Raw genomic sequence first — 17,563 nt, forward strand, 5'->3', positions numbered from 1 at the left:
TTATCCAACGTATATGTTACAACATTTTATTAATTAAATCAAGATATTTTGTTAACTTTTTATTAAGCATCTTACACAAAATTTTGAACATTATTGCTTCTACTGAATTTATATGCAGCAATTACAAAGAATGTAAACGAAAAACCAATTAATATAATTATATTTAAATATACTCCAGCAAGGCCACTATTATTCTGAAGTTTTTCAATGGCATCAAAAGTCCATCGCTGCGGTAAAAAGTACGCTATATTTTGTATTGTCTTAGGCATTAAATCGTATGGAACAAAACATCCGCTAATCATGCAGGTAGGTGTAATAACTAACGTTATCATGTAATCTAATTCACTTGAATTTCTTGCAAATGCAACCACCATCAAACCAAAGGCTATAGCTGTAATTCCAAAGCACAAAAGTATAAAAAAGAGCTCAAAGAAAGGTATATACGTTTTTACACTAAACATGTATATCAAAATTAAAAGCGCCACTAAAATTTGTATTGTAACTATAAAAAAACTTGCCAAGACATTACCTAGAACATAAACTTTAGAATCTACTGGAGAAGAACATATTCTAAAATAAGTTCTGTTTTTCTTTTCACTTAAAATAAATCCAGCTGCAATACTTGCATTAAGCAATAAAAACATAATTAAAAAGCCTATGCTTTGTGAGGTAACCTCTTTATCTGTTGCTGTATCCCTTATATCCTTAATGTTAAATATCATTTCTTTATTTTGCTTACTTTCAAAGGTTTTTTCAAATAGTAGCTTATTTCCGTTAGCTGCTCTCCACATATCCATTATGCTGTTTAAATACGTGTCTGAATAATTATCTACCCATGCAGTAGAAGCACTGCCTTTTAAAGACTTTACTTGAAACTCTTTTATTTCATCACTATAAATACTTTTCTCAAACCCCTGTGGAATTATAATAACGCAATCTTTGTCTCCGGAGGTAATTGAATTATTAATCTTATCTTCTTCAATATTACTAATATTAAACTTTTTTTCTTTACTTATATCTTTTATAAACGCTTTAGATATTGTACTTTTATCTTTATCTAAAATGCCAACCTGGACAGGCTTACTTGATGAAACACTATTAACCAATATTGAAACTAAAACCGAAAGTATTGGTAATATTATGATACTTAATATTTTACTCTTTTTTCTGAAATTTAATCTTAAAGTGTTTAATGCTAACCATACTACATTTTTCATATTTAAAAAGCCTCCTTTCCATACGAAAAGGTTGTTACCGCTATAAATACAGCTGCTATTATTAAGCATACCGCAATTGAAACTGGCATTAAACTAAAATCATTTGCATAAATAACTTTAAATATTGCATTATTAATTAATTTTATTGGAGATATATCAGATGCAAGCTCTGCGATTTTACCCATATTGGAAAGCTTAAAGAAGCATCCCCCTAAAAAGCCAAATATCATTACAACTACATTTAAACCAGTACTTATGGATTCTTTGTCTTTAAATATAAAAGTAACTCCCATACCAATGCTTATTGCCATTATACTTTCAGCTAAAGCTATTAAAAATACACTACCTATATGCTGACCCCAATACGCATTAAATACAAATTTGCTAAAAAATATTATAATAAGTATTTGCATTATAGAAAACACAGTTGCCCCCATAATTCTGCCTATCAATATTTCACTTTTCTTTACTGGAGAACAAATTAGTCTATTCATAGTAGATGTATGTCCCGCAATTGAGTTCATACCATTTATTATGCAATACATTAATATATAGGTAAGCATAGTTACTGCATAATAGTCTAAGGCTCCTGGATTTCCTTTACCGCTAATCGATATATCCTTTAGAAAACTCTTATCACCGCCGCTTAAATTCAAACTCTTTAGACCTATCGGATTTACAATTAGTATTTTTTGCATAGTATTATATCTATTCAAAAATGTTTTAATAAAAGCTTCTATTAGCTCTGCTTTAAATTCATTATTACTATTTTTATAAAGATTGATTTTATTATTTTTCATTTCAATAAGGCAGGTATATTTACCATTTTCAACAGCCTTAATTCCACTAGCCTTATCCTTTTTTACAAAATCTATTCCGAGTTTACTTCCTTCCTCCTTAAGCTCCTTAAATAAAGTATTTGAAGTTTCACTAACACAATATACTACTTTTATATCCTTAAAATTTTTTGAACTATCCATAGCTCCATTGAGTACCGTTCCAAAAACAAATATGAGAACTATAGGAAATAATATTTCTAAAAAAAATGCTGCCTTGCTTTTCAAATTTAATTTTATCGTATTAAGTGTAATTGAAATTATATTCATTTTTATCCCCCCTAATCCCTTAACTTTCTGCCAGTAAGCGTTAAAAATACAGTTTCAAGATCTGGAGTTTTTATTTCAAGATTTTTTATATGAATATCCTTTTGAGTAAAATAAAAAATTATTTTGTCTAGGTTATTTATATCTGTTGAATTATTTATAGTTACAACATTATCATCTATTTCAGCACTAATAACTCCATTAATCAATTTAATTTCATCTTCATTGATGTTTTTTGCCGATGCAGCTGTTATACACATAGTATTTACATTTGTTATACTATTTTTAAGTTCTTCTTTAGTCCCTTCTATTATGAGTTTTCCATGATCAACTATGCCTATCCTTGTACATATAGCTTCTATCTCTTCCATATAGTGACTTGTATATATAATGGTACTTCCCATTTCATTTAATTTTTTAACAGCTTCCAGTATATGATTTCTAGATTGAGGATCTATTCCAACGGTTGGCTCATCCATTATAATAAGTTTAGGCTTGTGTGCAATAGCACAGGCAATGTTAAGTCTTCTTTTCATCCCTCCTGAAAAATCCTCTGGGCAGTTTTTGGCTTTATCTAAAAGTCCAACAAAGCTCAAAGCTTCCTCTACTCTTTCGTGAAGCTCTTTTCCTCTAAAACCATAGAGTCCAGCAAAAAACCGTACATTTTCATAAGCTGTAAGTTCTTCATATATAGCTATATCTTGTGGTACAATGCCTATATTTCTCTTTGCAAATATTTTATTTTTATTTACATCTTTTCCTAAAATTTCAATAGTACCTTCATTAGCTCTTAAAAGTCCGCAAATCATATTTATTGTTGTGCTCTTTCCTGCTCCATTGGGTCCTAGCAAACCATATACTTCACCTTCTTCAATTCCAAGTGAAATATTATCTACTGCTACTGCATCATTAAATTTTTTAACTAGATTTTCAATTTTAACTATCTTCATAATTTCCTCCCTAATAATTAACTATGCTTTAATTATAAAAAAAAAGGTCACCCTATGATAGTACATAAGTTCACCTTTTTATTATGAAGATTTTCACTTTATAAACATGAGAAATTTCATATTGCTCCATTATTTAAATAATATATTGCAATTTGAGTTCTATGCTCTAGCCCTGTTTTGCTAAGTATTGATGTTATATAATTTGCGACAGTTCCCTCAGATATAAAAAGTTCTTTTGATATTTCTTTATTTGAAAGCCCTCTTGATATGCTTTCTATTATTTGAAATTCTCTCTCTGAAAATAGGGTTTTATCAATTTTACCTGTACTAGAACTTTTTAGATTCTGTTTTATTTTATCAAGTACTACATTTTCAATAACCGCATTGCCGTCATTTACCATTTTTATTGCATTCTTTATCTTTTCCGGTGGATTACTTTTTAAAAGATATCCCTTAGCTCCAAATTTTATTGCATCATTTATAAACTCATCATCATCAAAGGTTGTAAGTATAAGCACCTTTGTTTTTGATTTTTCACATATTTCTTTAGTTGCTTCAACACCATTTTTTATGGGCATTCTAACATCCAAAAGTGCAACATCAACAATATTATTCTCGCAAAATTTTACAGCTTCCTCTCCATTTTGAGCATCCCCTACTATTTCAAAGCTTTCATCCATAGAAAGAACCATTTTAAATCCTTCTCGCACAAATGCGTCATCATCAGCTATCAAAAGTTTAATTGCCATTCTTAGGTACCTCCTCAAAAGGCAGTATATTTATAACAGAAAAACCATTAGAGCCATCTACAATTACTTTTCCATGCAAATTACTGCAGCGTTCCTCCATTCCTTTTATGCCAAGACTCTTTTTTATATTCTCTTCACCAACCCCATTATCCTTTATCTCAAATTTAATAAATTTATTAAACACATCTATTTTTACCGTAACCTTCGTCGCCTTAGAATACTTAAGAATATTTGTAAGCGCCTCCCCCAAATTATCATAAATAACTCTCCACTGCATATGCGATACCTTCTCTATTAATCCTGTGTAAATCAAATTGCTTTTTATATCATTATTTACTGAAAATTCATCCAAGGTAAGCTTAATCCTATTTAGTCCCATTTGCTCCAATGGTGGCTTTATATTTTTAAGAGACAATCTTATTTCTTCATTACTCACCCTAAGTATATTTGTTACCTTATCAAGTATTTCCTTTGATTTTTCCGTATCTTTATTTAGGAATAGCTTAGCCGCCTCAATTTGTATTAAGCTTCCGGCTATTGTATGACCTATTTTATCATGTATTTCCTGGGAAATCTTATTTCTCTCTTCAAGCTTTGATAAGTATTTTATCTGCTTTTTATATTCCAAATTTTTATCAAGTTTTATTGAAGTATTGTATACTTTTTTTCTTAAAACATCATTTTCCTTAAGCAGATCAGATTTTCTAATTGAATAAGACTTTAAAAGTACATATATAGTACAGCTTAAAAAGCCTACAAATAAATATTCCACTTTTGCATTTGTATTAATAAAAAATACTGGTATAACTGGCGCCACAGCTGCAATTTTAAAATTTGTAGTGAATTTCACAGATATTTCAAAGATATTTAAAGGTAAAAGTAAAATGAAAATTGAGTTCGTATTTAAATATACTAAAATTATTATCACAGCTGACAATGATAATGTTATTACTTTAAAAAAACTTTTTTTCACTAAATATATCATAGTATTTAAACATATATATGCAAGAATAAATAAAATAATCTCATATATATTCTTCACCTTGCAAACATAAGCTTCATAAGTACAATATGCCAAAACAACAAGCTTAGTAAGATTCAAAAAATTTTCCATAACTTAATTGCTTGCTCCTTAATGATTTTAGGGTTACCACAAGACACCTAATGATAACCCTACATCCATAAATTATTTTAAATTTTCAATTTCTGAAATTTTACTTTCAACTTCTTCTTTTTGTATAAGGCTTATAAAAGAAAAGTTACAATGTAATGCCATATTCAAGAATTCCAAAGCTTTATCATATTCTTCATTTTCTATTAGTAAAAGAGAATAAAAATAATATGAAGTTACAAGCTCAGGATACCTATCAATAAATTTTTCATAGGTTTTCAATGCCTTCTTGTGATCTCCTAGAAAATAATAATTCAAAGCTAGGTTGTCCAAAATTCCAACATCTGAATCATCATATTCAATAGCTTCTTTATTAAACTCTAACGCTTTTTCATAATTTCCTTGTAATATAAGAAAATATCCTAAATTTTCATAAACAGATATTGATTTATAATTCTCACTAAATTTAGTTAACATTTCTACTGCTTCGTCAATCTTTCCTTTTTTCCAAAGAACAATTCCGTAGGTTGACTTTAATCTCATTTCATCATCCTTAGATAATTGCTTATGAAACATTTTTTCTAGTAAAGCTTCTGATTCATCAACATAACCATTTTTTATCAAAAAATACCCATATCCTATTTTTATTTTTGCTGATGCGAACAAACTATTAGCTGCTTTTTTATATAACTTAAGCGCCTTATCATATTGTTCTCTTTTATAAGCATTATTTCCAAAAATCATTAATGCTACCGGTAACCCGCTTAATATAGCTAACAAAGCTATAATTACTATTCCTAGCAGCCTATTTATATATGTAAAAGAAATAATGCCAACTGCAAAAATCAAAACGTTTATGAGTAATTTTTTCTTTGCCATAAAAGTCCACCTCTATCCAATATCAATTACATTATATATTATATATCCTAATATACATGTAATAAACATTTTAACAGAAAGTTAACATTTTAATCAATATATTTTTATTATAGTTCTTCAGCAATCTTAGTAATATTTCCAGTAACCTCAGTAAGCTGTTGTGCAGAAGATGAAATTTCCTCTGTAGCAGATGCTTGTGAAGTAGCTATTTCTGTAGTTCTGCTTACTCTTTCTGCTAATGTTCCAGATATGCTGCTTATATTATCTAATATTTCTTTTATGTTCTTTACTGCATCAGCGCTTTCTGTTGATACTTTTTGAATTTGTCCAGCTACAACTGAGAATCCCTTACCATATTCTCCTGCTCTTGCTGCTTCAATAGAAGCATTAAGTCCTAAGAGTTTTGTATTTTTAGCAATTTTGTTAACAATTTCTAATATTTTATGAGTTTCATTTATATACTTAGATATATCGTCTGTATCCTTTTGAACTTCCATTACATTAGTCATGAGTGTTTGAGCAGATGCTGCAATTTCCTGTGAAGCTGCTGATAACTGCTGCGAAGATGATTGAATTGACTCCCCTATTTCAAGTAAATTGCTTTTAGTATTTTCATTCATAATCTAATTCCTCCTCCAATTTTTAAAACAGTTTGTCTCTATCCTTTATTATCGAACAAATTAAAAAATATATTATATCATACTATTTAAAGTTATAATAAATTTGTTAATATTGCAAGCAGTAATTTGTTGAAATTTGTTAATATTTACTTTATAATTAACTAATAATTTCTTTTACGAGGTGCTATTTCATTGAAAAAAGATAAAAATTACTATATTTCACTACTACTATGCTTTGGAGGCATATTTTTTCTAATTGCTTCTATTGCTTCAAAGAAAAAACTTCCAAATGCAAATATCCTTTATTTTATATGCTGCGGCTTTTTTGCTCTAGCAGCTTATCTAAGCTACAATAAAAATAAAAAGCAGTAAACTATTCGTGGGTTTGCTGTATTTTATAGATATACTGGCTCAACTACCAAAATTACTTTGCATCATAATGCCTAGAAGACGGCGTTTTGATACAAATTAATTTTCAAGTTTCAAGTGGTTTATCTTTAGAAGTGATTTATTATCTTTAAAATTTCCGCAGTAGCCTTTTTTATATTATTTATTTCAGCCTTACTAACACTAATTTTTAAAATATCATTACTAAAATAATCTCTTAAATAATATTTTCTCATATTGCTAATCAATATATTCTTTTTTTCGCATGCCTTAATCAATCCTTCAATATTAATTTCATTTAAAAATTCTATGCAAGCATAAAATCCAGTATCAGGTATGTGCCACTTTATATTTGGCAAATCAATTTCACTAGCAACTTCTTTTAGCGCCTTCATCCTATTACTATAAATTTTCTTAATGGACTTTCTATTAGCCTTAAACATACCACTCTTTATATAAATTTCAAGTGCTCCTTGTGACAATACCCCTGTACTTAAATCCATGCCATTTTTGTATTCATAAAATGTATTTCTAAGAAGCTTTGGAAGTACCACTGCTGCTATTCTAAGACCCGGCAAAAGTATCTTTGAAAAACTTTTTAGATATACAACTCTTGAAGAAACATCACTATAATACATTGGGAAAGAATTGCTTTCAAGTTCTAAATCGCAAAGATAGTCATCTTCAATTATATAAACATCATATTTTTCTGCCAATTTTAAAATTTGCTTTTTTTCCTCATTAGTGTAGCTTATCCCTAGTGGATTGCTAAACCGTGGAATTGTATAAAAGCATTTTATATTGTCATTAGCAAAACTTCTTTCAAGCTCATGAAAATCTATACCATTAAATTTTCTTTGTATACCAACAATGCTAGTTTTAGTAATTTCACCAGCTTTTAATACCCCATTATAAGTTGGTTGTTCAACAAGCACATTACTCTTACCATTAGGAAAAGGCATACTGCAAAGTATATTTATTGCCTGCTGAGAACCAGAAGTTATAAAAATATCTGATATTCTTCAAAGTGTACCTTTAAAATTTCAATTAAACTTTGAAGTCCCTTTGGAGATGAATAATCAAAAAGCGAAGCCTTATATATCTCTATAGCTTGATTCAAGCAGTGTTGGAATTCTTCATATGGCAAAATACTCTCATCTGGTGAGCCTCCCAAAAGATCTATCACTTTGTTTTTTTTACTCTCATGAATTTCTTTTTTGTCTACCAAATAATATCCACTCTGAGGTATTGAATATACAATATGATCACCTTGAAGCTTTTCATAAGCATGTACAACTGTTTGCTTACTGCACTTGAATTTTTCTGACAATTCCCTTATGGTTGGCATTTTTTCACCGTGTTCTATATTTCTGCTTTCTATTTCATCATTAATAAACTCTACTATCTCTCTATATTTGCTCATCAATACACCTGCTTTGTACTAGTACAATCTTCTTTTTTGTTTATTGAGTTAGCTTATCTTGTAACTTACACTATAAGTGTACCACATATTTATTTTAGGAGGTATTTTTATGTTCGTAATAATTTTAAATTATAAAAAATCAATTGATGAGGTTATAAATCATTTAGATGACCACATAGTTTTTCTTGAAAAATATTATTTACAAAACAAATTTATATGTTCTGGAAGGCAAGAACCTAGAACAGGAGGCATAATATTATGTAATGCAAAAAGCAAAGAGGACGTAAATTCAATTATTAAGGAAGACCCTTTTTATATAAATGATATAGCAAACTATGAAATAATCCAATTTACACCAAGCAAATATGCTGAAGGTTTTGAAAAATTTGCTGTATTGGGGGCTTTAGAATGATACGGAACATGCAATCCAAAGATATTGACGCTATAAAAGAGATAGATAAATTATGCTTTAAAACTAAATTTGCAAGAAATTCTATTGGAATTGAAGGCTACCTTGAAGCAAGTAATAGTTCTAGCCTTGTTTATGAATTAGATAACAAGATCATTGGATATAACTTTATACATCTATGGGGCTCTTTTGCTTGGTTTGGACCACTTGGCGTTCATCCAGAATATAAAGATAAGGGTATTGGGAAAGCTTTAATTAATCATACAATAAAAATTTTAAAAGAAGATTATAAGATATCTACAATTGCTCTTAACACCATGCCAGAATCAAGTTATAATGTTGGTTTTTATATGTCCCTTGGTTTTATTCCTCTTAAACTAACTCTAACTTTAAAAAAGGAACTTAATTTTTATAATAACCTGCTAATTCCAAGCGATTATGTTACAAGTGAAGTAACCCTAAGCAATGAAACTGATTATTCCAGCTTAAAAGATAATTTAAAAACCATGTCTAATAGAATATTTAAAGATTTTGACTTAACTTCTGAACTTTGCTTTATAAAAACAAAAGAATTTGGAACTGCTTTTGAATTAAAAACTAATGGTAATATTCAAGGTATTATATTATGCTACACCAAACCTATAAGGGGAAGCTTAAGCAAAAATATGCACATAAAATTAGCCATTATAGATGGCAATATTGACTATAAAAAGGCCATAGATTCTATTATCATAGCTTGTTCCAATTATGCCAAAAGTATTGGTTATGAAAGCATCACTATAGACTGCAATACCTGTAACACAAAAATATGCAACCATTTAATTTCAAAGCATGCTTTTAAAATACAGAACCCCCTTGTAATGATGGTTATGGGTAAGGATAATCCTTTTGACAGCAAAACTGTACTATTACTCACTAGACTTGCTGGATAGCTTATTAATTCCTAAGTGTTGTTCTTTACCTACTCCTGTATGCAACTGTGACTGAATATTTAATGCAAAATTTGGATATAATAATAGAATATTAAAGAGGAGAGGAAGAATGATTCATTTTGGATAAATTAAGTATAGTTGGAATCCTTGTTGATAAGAGAACAAAGTCTGCCCCACAGGTTCAAGAAATATTAACAAAATACGGTGATAGCATTATTTCTAGATTTGGGACCCATGATCCAGGTGAAAAAGAGCATGGACTCATCACTTTAAACTTCAGAGACAAGGAAGAAAAATTAAAAGCTATGATTCACGATTTAGAAGATGTCGATACTGTAGTAGTAAAGACTATTGATATGAAGTAATAGTTTTTGATTGATTTTTTAACAATTATAAATACACGCAGCCTTTGCATATTATAAAATATTGCACGAGGGCTGCGTATTAACTTTTTGTAAGTAATTTTATTATTTATTGGCTATGTTTTAAATAAGTGTTGATTTTCACACTTATTTAAAACATAGCTTCCTTTAGTAAGTTTAGCTATTTTTAGCTAGCCAAAACATTCTATTATACTGTTCATATTGTGGATAATAAATTTCTTCATAATGTTCTATATTAAACTTTTCTTTAAGAAATTTTGTCCATTCATCTGTTGTGTTATTTAACAAAAGCAACCCATCATCTAGCAAATTATCTTTTATAACTTTTATATTGAATTCTATTATTTGTTCCTTGGTTATATATGGATTTAGTTTAACTAAAACTTTACCATTGATTTTTAAAATTCTTTCTACTTCATTCATTAAAGCTTCTGCATCATCTGGATACAAATTATCTATAATATTAGATAAAACCACTGCATCCACATATGAGTCATCTATATTTTTTAATGCCTCAATACCACCTTGAATAAAATGAAACTCGCCTTCTAGCATTTGCTCCGCTCTTTTTTGCGCACTTTCAATTCCTTTTTCAGACAAATCAATTCCTATGTTGTGTTCCGTTCCATTCATCGCACACAAAAATAGCATTGTTCCGTTTCCACATCCAAAATCAAGAATTTTTTTCGTCCCATTACAAACCCACTTAATTCCCTTATCAATAGTTTCATTTCCAGAAGTCGATTTAACTGGTGCATTAGGTGTTTCCTTTGAAAAAATATTATTCCATTCATTTACGCATTTGTCATATTTGCTTTCCATAATTGTCCCCTTTAATTTTAAACTATATTAAAAATGTAATTTCATGTGAAAATTTCACCATACCGCTGCCTAAACAGCTTTCATCCTATTGCTTGGCAATCTCAATAGATAAATTTTATTTTATGCACTATTTATTTTTATATCTTATTATTGGGTTCATGAAGTCATATGCGCTCGCGCGCAAACTCTTATTTAATTCGTAGTATAAATTTGTTTTGTGCATTATTTTTTTGACAGCTGAGTATTGAGTTCATGAAGTCATATGCGCTCGCGCGCAAACTCTAGATGGGTACCTTATGTTAATGTTCAATTCTCTGTTATCTCTAATTTTATATCAAAGAATAAATTTTATTTGCATTCTTTATATAAATCAAAATATTATATAAAGGAGAACCAGATTTACTGATTCTCTTATGATATAAATATGTTTAAAAATCCAAAATACTTTCCAGTAGAACACATCGCATGAATATCAATTTCGCTCAAATTTCTTGCAACAGAAGTCGAAAATGAAGCTATACCTATAACACTTACTACAGCTAATAGTCCTAATAATAAAATTTTTACTTTATTATTTTTCTTTATCATCATAACACCTCCCTCTATAGTGACTTCAAAGAAAATTCAGCAATTTCTTTAGTCTTAAAGTTGTCACCATTTTTTGAATAAAAAGATATTAATTTAAACATTATTTTTTCATTTATTGATTCTATTATGCTTGATATAAAAAACACCTTATTTTTTATATCATTCATTTTTTTCAATTCATTTAACCTACTATACATATCTATTAAATCACATATTACTTCATTTACCAAAGTATAATTTTTCTGCTTTTCAGCTAAATTTAAAGCTTTTAAATAATATTCTTCTTCTAAATTGTTTTCATTTACGTATTTATATATCTTTCCCATCTCGTAATAAATCTCTTGCCCATATTCAATTGATAGCGTACAATTTTTTAAGCATTTAAGTATAATTTTAAGTTCCTCTTTAACCTTTTCAATATTTTCAACTTTTATATAATTATTAATAATGTTTATGCGTATAAGTATTTGCTTTTCTAAATCATTTTTGTCTATCAAGTTTAAAATTTCATTTAAAATACTGAGTGCCTCATCGTACGTATTTAATCTATATAAACAATTTGATTTATTTATCAAAATATTAACATATGTTGATACCTTATTAACCTTATCTACTAATTCTTCAGCCATTTCAATATCTTCTATAGCTTGTTTAAATTTTCCTATCTTTTTGTAGCATAATGCTCTATTGAATCTAAAAATAACAGAATCTTCTTTTGGCAGTTCTCTAAAATGTGTTAATGCAAATTCGCAACACTTAATACTTTCTTCATACTTATCAATATAAGTGTAAACCATAGATAATTTTCTCAATACTGTTATCAAAGTTCTACTTAAGATATTTTTATCAATTAAAGTCAATTCTTTCTCATAATATAAAACACTTTTATATATTTCATTTTTGTTGTAAAAATAATCTCCTGCCATCTCATATACTTGTATCTTTTTACTTGTGATATCCCAATTAACTAAGAATTCTTCTATCTCTATAAGTATTTTAGCAAAACTATCATCTTTACATATAGCTACAGCTTTCAATTCTTCTATATATTCACTAAGAATTTTATTAGCTTGACTATTTGTGTTTTCAAGCAAATACTCAACTGTTTCTGTAACTTTAAAATGTCTTTTTTTACCTAGTTCATTCAAATTTTTTATTATTACCTCTGCTGTATTTTTAGTTATATTTGCCTTATTCGTTTCAATTTCACTTATTAAATTTCTTGTTATATCATTTCCCGAAATCTCATCTTGTTTTAAACAATATTTTTCTCGAATCAATCTTAATTTATCACCATCCGATATCACTGTATTTTTTTCCATATTTTAAAACCTCCGCATTTATATAACTTATATTCACTACCATTAATTATAACAAGCTCAAACTTTTTTGTAAATATTAAAACTTACATTTTGTAATTTAATGTATTTATTTTATCGATTTTCCACAAACTGATTTGCAACTAGTTCATGTAACCAATATATTCTGTATTTTGATTACACCTAACATTCCTCATTAATGATTAATTTTATTAAAATTCTCTTATTAAATTTTCCTATAAAAGCATATAAAAAGTGCTTCAAAGTATTGATTTGCAATAGATTGAAGCACTTTAATTTATTCTGCCGGTTGGAAAAATTAACACCATTATTATTTTTTATATTTAATTTTTTCAGTGCATATATATTTACTTATTAATCCATGCCTTACTCTAATATAAGATCTCATTTATTTCTAGTATAAATTCGTTTTGTGCATTATCTTTTTTACATCTAAATATTAGGTTCATGAAGTCATATGCACTCTCGTGCAGACTCTAGATGGGTACATCTTATGTTAATGTTAAACTGAAAAATTATGCAAAGAACGTTGCAAAACCGTAGAATTTAAATACATCTTATGTTAATGTTAAACTGAAAAATTATGCAAAGAACGTTGCAAAACCGTAGAATTTAAATACATCTTATGTTAAAGTTTACGCTAATAAGAAGATAAATTTAATTTGTACTATGAATTTGTTTTGTGCTTTATCCTTTTTGCATCTAAGTATTGGGTTTATGAAGTCATATGCGCTCGCGCGCAAACTCTAGATGTGTACCACTGTAAATAAGTCATTTCTTAAACTTATTATACTCTCTTAAACCGCATTATTAAAGGATTTTTCAAAATTTTTTCAACCGATTTTCATTTTTTGAAAAAAGCATGTAAAAAACGCCTCAAAGTATTGATTTACCATAGATTGAGGCACTTTGATTTATTCTGTCGGTTAGAAAAATCAATACCATTATTAGTTTTTATACTTAATTTTTCAGTGTATATATTTTACTCATTAACAGTATCTTACTCTAATATAAGTTCTAATTTAATTTGTATTATAAATTTGTTTTGTGCATTATTTCTTTTGACAGCTTAGTATTTACTTCATGAAGTCATATGCGCTCGCGCGCAAACTCTAGATGTGTACCACTGTAAATAAGCCATTTTCCATTTTATTATACTCTCTTAAGCCGCATTATTAAAGGATTCCCTCAAAATTTTCCCAACCGATTTTGATTTTTTGAAAAAAGCATATAAAAAGTGTGAGAATAAAGTTGATATCTAAGTTTAAAATATTTGCAATCCTATATTTGTATGATATATAATTAATCAAATAAACAACTGTAAGCTAATTAAATTCTAATATTTATATAAAATCACCAAATGGAGGTACTTTATGAAGGTTATATTCCTTGATATAGATGGTGTTCTTAATTCAGAAGGATTTTTAAATAATAACCCAAACCAAGCAATTGATAGAAAGGGCGTAGGTATTTTAAAAAACATAGTTGATAAAACAGGAGCTGTTATTGTTATGTCTTCAGGCTGGAGATTATGGTTTGATGACAATATGTTGCCACAGGATGGGTATTCTCAATGTTTATATGAAATTTTGTGTGAGTTTAATATAAAATTATTTGGGAAAACACCTGATTTCAGCACCGAAGAAATACGAACTAGAAAAACTTTTAGTCACGTAAAAGCCAAAGAAATTACTGCATGGCTAAATGATCATGAGGTTGTAGAAAAATATGTTGTGATAGATGATTTAGATTTAAAAAATGAAGAAATTAATGCTCATTTAGTTAAAATAAATGGACAAGTAGGTATTACTGAAGAAGATGCACGATGTGTTATTGATATGATTAACTAATAAGGCTATGTTTTAAAAGAATGTTGATATGAGATTATGGCATTAATGGACTCTAAGAATTGCTCGTTTATAATTTGCTACCCATTTAGATGCATCGTCCTGATGCCTAAATGGCTTTGACCATCCTAGTCAAAATTACACAAATTATAAACAATCAATCCTAAGAGTCCATAAAAGCCAACGCATCACATCAACATTCTTTTAAAAATAGCTAAACTTACTAAAGGAAGCTATGTCTTAAATAAGTGTGAAAATCAACACTTATTTAAAACATAGCCACTAATAAAAATATTTTTTGTTAGTCAAAACATGTCTATTGATTTTACATAATAATTTAAGATATAGAAGGATGTTAAAAAAGACATTCTATAATTTTTATTATACTGTACATAAATCCTTATAAGCTGCTCGTAAAAAAGAATATCTATATTTTTCACATGCTCCTATAGATTAACTTTCCCATTTTCACTTTTTGAAAAAATTATATAGAAAGTGCCTGAAATTATTATAATTCAATGGATTGAAACACTTTTACCGAATATCAATATTTGTTTAGTGAATTATTTCTTTCATCATTAAATGTTCCGTGACTCCATTTTGTATAAGTTAGGAATAACCCCAACCTCTTTATACTCCAATTTCTTCCTCATCCACTTTTTGATTTCTAATAACACTATGTTTGTGTCCATATGCAAAGTATACAATAAGCCCTAGTAATAGCCATATTACAAATCTTATCCAAGTAACTGGTTTTAATCCAAGCATTAAATAAATACAAAAAACTATTGTAAGTGCAGGCGTAAAAGGAACCCCTGGACATTTAAATTTTCTTTCTACATCTGGCATTGTTTTTCTTAAAACTATAATTCCCAAGGAAACCAAAATGAATGCAAATAATGTTCCTATATTACAAAGTTCCATTATTATATTAAGTGGTACAACACCTGATAGAATAGCAATTAGCACTCCAGTAATTACTGTGCATAAGCCTGGAGTTCCATGCTTTTCATTTACGTGTGAAAATACTTTAGGTAAAAGACCATCTCTTGACATAACCATAAAAATTCTAACTTGTCCATACAAAACAACTAACAGAGTAGAAATCATTCCTACTACAGCTCCAGCACCAACAAGCGCTGACCCCCAATTTATTCCTATATACGAAAGAGCACCGGGAAGTGCATTATTTATATCTATTTTTTTAAATGGTATTATTCCTGTAAGAACCAAAGCAACAGACATATACAATACAACTACTACCACAAAACATATCATAATACCCTTTGGAACATCTCTCTCCGGTTTTTTAGTTTCTTCCACTGCAGTTGCTATAGCATCAAAACCTATGAAGGAGAAAAATATTATGGCTGCTGCTGACATAACACCACCTGCTCCATAAGGCGCAAAAGGATGATAGTTAGCTACCTTAATGTGCATTGCACCAAAGAAGATAAATAATAATATTATAAATATTTTTAATCCTACTATCATATTGTTTATTTTTGCACTTTCAGAAACCCCTTTATATAAAAGCAGCGTTACCGCTAAAGTTATTAAAACAGCAGGCAAGTCCAAAATTCCACCAGCCATTGGAGTTTTAGTAATGCTAATCGGAATTTTTATACCAAAATTACTTAATATGCCCATAAAGGTTCCAGACCAGGCAGAAGCCACCGATGCTCCAGCTACTAAATATTCAAGCATTAAATCCCAACCTATTATCCAAGCTACAATTTCTCCAAATGCAATATATGAATAAGAATACGTGCTTCCAGAAACAGGAAACATCGAAGTAAGTTCAGAATACGTAAGTGAACACAAGCCACTTGTTATTGCTGCTAACAAAAAAGAAATTATAACTGCTGGTCCTGCAAGCTTAGCTCCCTGACCTGTAGATACAAAAATCCCCGTGCCAACAACACAACCTATCCCTACCGCTGCAAGATCAAAGCTCGTAAGTTTTTTCTTAAGTCCACTTTTACTAGCATCATTTTTAAAATTAATTACTGTCTTTTTTCTAAATACGTCCAAATTTTTTGCCCCCTCAAATTCTAGTTTTTTGTCATATTGATACTTTTACTTTTCATTTCATATTAATATATCATAAATGCGAAACATGTTTTAACTGTTTGTTAATATATTTTTTATGTTTATTGCATTTTACTGCAATTTTATACATTAGTCAATAACTTAATAAATTTTATTTAATATACATTAATAGAATTTTAATACATTATACATAACAAAAGATAATTATCATAAGATAGTTGTTTTTTGTTAACTATTGTGTTATATTAAATTTATCAGGCTAACCATATCTTAGGAGGATTTTATTATGGATAAAGAAAAAGCTGAAAATTTAATATTAAAGATGGTGAACTTTCATACTCTATTTGAAAGCCAATTTCTGGACTTAATGCCCAATTTAAATAACTCAGAGGTTACCCCACTGCTTTCTAGAATGTTAAATGAGATTCACAATACAGGTTCTACAACTTCTTCTTCCTTGAGCAAAAAATTAAATTTATCTGTTCCTAACACAAGCAGAAGTGTAAATGCGCTTTATAAATTAGGGTATATAAATAAAAAGCAAGACTTAAATGATAAAAGAATTGTTTATTTGACGCTATCGGAAAAAGGCTTAGCATTAATTGTAAAATCAATTTACTCGTCCCAAGAAAAATTTTTAAAAAAGTTTGCTGTTCTTTCTGAGGAAGAAATAGAACAATTAACACTAGCATTTTCAAACTTAACAAATATACTTTTAAAAATGAGAAATTTAAATACTAAAGTTTGAAAG

The 17,563-nt window shown here is 28.6% G+C and carries 19 protein-coding genes; 6 read left to right on the top strand and 13 right to left on the bottom strand.

Annotated features, from left to right (window positions below):
• Nucleotides 1–71 precede the first annotated feature (71 nt).
• The 7 genes from CUEA01_RS12115 to CUEA01_RS12145 form a co-directional block, all read right to left on the bottom strand.
• Nucleotides 72–1,217: an ABC transporter permease gene (locus CUEA01_RS12115; protein ID WP_234121864.1), complete on the bottom strand. Its 1,146-nt coding sequence runs from the start codon at nucleotides 1,215–1,217 to the stop codon at nucleotides 72–74.
• A 2-nt stretch (nucleotides 1,218–1,219) separates the two neighbouring features.
• Nucleotides 1,220–2,323, bottom strand: coding sequence for an ABC transporter permease (locus tag CUEA01_RS12120; RefSeq protein WP_234121865.1), 1,104 nt, complete (start codon nucleotides 2,321–2,323; stop codon nucleotides 1,220–1,222).
• Nucleotides 2,324–2,334: 11 nt separating this feature from the next.
• Complete coding sequence (locus CUEA01_RS12125; RefSeq protein ID WP_234121866.1) at nucleotides 2,335–3,270, bottom strand: ABC transporter ATP-binding protein; 936 nt, start codon at nucleotides 3,268–3,270, stop codon at nucleotides 2,335–2,337.
• 116 nt (nucleotides 3,271–3,386) lie between these two features.
• Entirely contained in the window at nucleotides 3,387–4,019 is a 633-nt protein-coding gene (locus tag CUEA01_RS12130; protein ID WP_234121867.1) for a response regulator transcription factor, read from the bottom strand.
• Complete coding sequence (locus CUEA01_RS12135; RefSeq protein WP_234121868.1) at nucleotides 4,009–5,133, bottom strand: sensor histidine kinase; 1,125 nt, start codon at nucleotides 5,131–5,133, stop codon at nucleotides 4,009–4,011. The genes CUEA01_RS12130 and CUEA01_RS12135 overlap by 11 nt, the downstream gene beginning before the upstream one ends.
• 72 nt (nucleotides 5,134–5,205) lie before the next feature.
• Nucleotides 5,206–6,009 carry a tetratricopeptide repeat protein gene (locus CUEA01_RS12140; protein ID WP_234121869.1) on the bottom strand — a complete coding sequence of 268 codons (804 nt, stop codon included), beginning with the start codon at nucleotides 6,007–6,009 and terminating at the stop codon, nucleotides 5,206–5,208.
• A gap of 107 nt (nucleotides 6,010–6,116) precedes the next feature.
• Nucleotides 6,117–6,629, bottom strand: a complete 513-nt coding sequence (locus CUEA01_RS12145) for a methyl-accepting chemotaxis protein (protein WP_234121870.1) — start codon at nucleotides 6,627–6,629, stop codon at nucleotides 6,117–6,119.
• Between the two features lie 192 nt (nucleotides 6,630–6,821).
• Here CUEA01_RS12145 and CUEA01_RS12150 point away from each other — a divergent pair, with 192 nt between their 5' ends.
• Nucleotides 6,822–7,001 (top strand): flagellar biosynthesis protein, encoded by a 180-nt coding sequence (locus CUEA01_RS12150; RefSeq protein WP_234121871.1) that lies wholly within the window; start codon nucleotides 6,822–6,824, stop codon nucleotides 6,999–7,001.
• A 125-nt stretch (nucleotides 7,002–7,126) separates the two neighbouring features.
• Here the strand turns inward: CUEA01_RS12150 and CUEA01_RS12155 are convergent, their stop codons facing one another.
• Nucleotides 7,127–7,978 carry an aminotransferase class I/II-fold pyridoxal phosphate-dependent enzyme gene (locus CUEA01_RS12155; RefSeq protein ID WP_234121872.1) on the bottom strand — a complete coding sequence of 284 codons (852 nt, stop codon included), beginning with the start codon at nucleotides 7,976–7,978 and terminating at the stop codon, nucleotides 7,127–7,129.
• A gap of 38 nt (nucleotides 7,979–8,016) precedes the next feature.
• Nucleotides 8,017–8,439, bottom strand: coding sequence for a GntR family transcriptional regulator (locus tag CUEA01_RS12160; RefSeq protein WP_234121873.1), 423 nt, complete (start codon nucleotides 8,437–8,439; stop codon nucleotides 8,017–8,019).
• Between the two features lie 109 nt (nucleotides 8,440–8,548).
• On the opposite strand from CUEA01_RS12160, the gene CUEA01_RS12165 reads away from it, so the two are divergent.
• From CUEA01_RS12165 to CUEA01_RS12175, 3 genes are all read left to right on the top strand, one after another.
• On the top strand, nucleotides 8,549–8,851 hold the full coding sequence (locus tag CUEA01_RS12165; RefSeq protein WP_234121874.1) for a YciI family protein: 303 nt from the start codon (nucleotides 8,549–8,551) through the stop codon (nucleotides 8,849–8,851).
• Nucleotides 8,848–9,780 (top strand): GNAT family N-acetyltransferase, encoded by a 933-nt coding sequence (locus tag CUEA01_RS12170; protein ID WP_234121875.1) that lies wholly within the window; start codon nucleotides 8,848–8,850, stop codon nucleotides 9,778–9,780. The genes CUEA01_RS12165 and CUEA01_RS12170 overlap by 4 nt, the downstream gene beginning before the upstream one ends.
• 119 nt (nucleotides 9,781–9,899) lie before the next feature.
• Nucleotides 9,900–10,145, top strand: a complete 246-nt coding sequence (locus CUEA01_RS12175; protein WP_234121876.1) for a hypothetical protein — start codon at nucleotides 9,900–9,902, stop codon at nucleotides 10,143–10,145.
• 174 nt (nucleotides 10,146–10,319) lie between these two features.
• Here CUEA01_RS12175 and CUEA01_RS12180 read toward each other — a convergent pair whose 3' ends face one another.
• From CUEA01_RS12180 to CUEA01_RS12190, 3 genes are all read right to left on the bottom strand, one after another.
• Nucleotides 10,320–10,985, bottom strand: coding sequence for a class I SAM-dependent methyltransferase (locus CUEA01_RS12180; RefSeq protein ID WP_234121877.1), 666 nt, complete (start codon nucleotides 10,983–10,985; stop codon nucleotides 10,320–10,322).
• Nucleotides 10,986–11,396: 411 nt separating this feature from the next.
• The gene (locus CUEA01_RS12185; protein WP_234121878.1) at nucleotides 11,397–11,573 is read right to left on the bottom strand and encodes a hypothetical protein; all 177 of its coding nucleotides are present in this window, start codon (nucleotides 11,571–11,573) and stop codon (nucleotides 11,397–11,399) included.
• Nucleotides 11,574–11,587: 14 nt separating this feature from the next.
• Nucleotides 11,588–12,895 (bottom strand): helix-turn-helix transcriptional regulator, encoded by a 1,308-nt coding sequence (locus CUEA01_RS12190; RefSeq protein ID WP_234121879.1) that lies wholly within the window; start codon nucleotides 12,893–12,895, stop codon nucleotides 11,588–11,590.
• A 1,391-nt stretch (nucleotides 12,896–14,286) separates the two neighbouring features.
• On the opposite strand from CUEA01_RS12190, the gene CUEA01_RS12195 reads away from it, so the two are divergent.
• Complete coding sequence (locus CUEA01_RS12195) at nucleotides 14,287–14,763, top strand: HAD domain-containing protein (protein ID WP_234121880.1); 477 nt, start codon at nucleotides 14,287–14,289, stop codon at nucleotides 14,761–14,763.
• Nucleotides 14,764–15,390: 627 nt separating this feature from the next.
• Here the strand turns inward: CUEA01_RS12195 and CUEA01_RS12200 are convergent.
• Nucleotides 15,391–16,794, bottom strand: coding sequence for an amino acid permease (locus tag CUEA01_RS12200; RefSeq protein WP_234121881.1), 1,404 nt, complete (start codon nucleotides 16,792–16,794; stop codon nucleotides 15,391–15,393).
• 304 nt (nucleotides 16,795–17,098) lie between these two features.
• Between CUEA01_RS12200 and CUEA01_RS12205 the strand changes: the two genes are divergently transcribed.
• Entirely contained in the window at nucleotides 17,099–17,560 is a 462-nt protein-coding gene (locus CUEA01_RS12205; RefSeq protein WP_234121882.1) for a MarR family winged helix-turn-helix transcriptional regulator, read from the top strand.
• Nucleotides 17,561–17,563 lie beyond the last annotated feature (3 nt).

The organism is Clostridium hydrogenum, from assembly GCF_021432385.1.
GTDB lineage: Bacteria > Bacillota > Clostridia > Clostridiales > Clostridiaceae > Clostridium_S > Clostridium_S hydrogenum.

Coding starts and splice junctions, on each gene's coding strand:
- CUEA01_RS12115 (WP_234121864.1), bottom strand. CDS start 1,217: ATGAAAAATGTAGTATGGTTAGCATTAAACACTTTAAGATTAAATTTC.
- CUEA01_RS12120 (WP_234121865.1), bottom strand. CDS start 2,323: ATGAATATAATTTCAATTACACTTAATACGATAAAATTAAATTTGAAA.
- CUEA01_RS12125 (WP_234121866.1), bottom strand. CDS start 3,270: ATGAAGATAGTTAAAATTGAAAATCTAGTTAAAAAATTTAATGATGCA.
- CUEA01_RS12130 (WP_234121867.1), bottom strand. CDS start 4,019: ATGGCAATTAAACTTTTGATAGCTGATGATGACGCATTTGTGCGAGAA.
- CUEA01_RS12135 (WP_234121868.1), bottom strand. CDS start 5,133: ATGGAAAATTTTTTGAATCTTACTAAGCTTGTTGTTTTGGCATATTGT.
- CUEA01_RS12140 (WP_234121869.1), bottom strand. CDS start 6,009: ATGGCAAAGAAAAAATTACTCATAAACGTTTTGATTTTTGCAGTTGGC.
- CUEA01_RS12145 (WP_234121870.1), bottom strand. CDS start 6,629: ATGAATGAAAATACTAAAAGCAATTTACTTGAAATAGGGGAGTCAATT.
- CUEA01_RS12155 (WP_234121872.1), bottom strand. CDS start 7,978: ATGCCTTTTCCTAATGGTAAGAGTAATGTGCTTGTTGAACAACCAACT.
- CUEA01_RS12160 (WP_234121873.1), bottom strand. CDS start 8,439: ATGAGCAAATATAGAGAGATAGTAGAGTTTATTAATGATGAAATAGAA.
- CUEA01_RS12165 (WP_234121874.1), top strand. CDS start 8,549: ATGTTCGTAATAATTTTAAATTATAAAAAATCAATTGATGAGGTTATA.
- CUEA01_RS12170 (WP_234121875.1), top strand. CDS start 8,848: ATGATACGGAACATGCAATCCAAAGATATTGACGCTATAAAAGAGATA.
- CUEA01_RS12180 (WP_234121877.1), bottom strand. CDS start 10,985: ATGGAAAGCAAATATGACAAATGCGTAAATGAATGGAATAATATTTTT.
- CUEA01_RS12185 (WP_234121878.1), bottom strand. CDS start 11,573: ATGATAAAGAAAAATAATAAAGTAAAAATTTTATTATTAGGACTATTA.
- CUEA01_RS12190 (WP_234121879.1), bottom strand. CDS start 12,895: ATGGAAAAAAATACAGTGATATCGGATGGTGATAAATTAAGATTGATT.
- CUEA01_RS12195 (WP_234121880.1), top strand. CDS start 14,287: ATGAAGGTTATATTCCTTGATATAGATGGTGTTCTTAATTCAGAAGGA.
- CUEA01_RS12205 (WP_234121882.1), top strand. CDS start 17,099: ATGGATAAAGAAAAAGCTGAAAATTTAATATTAAAGATGGTGAACTTT.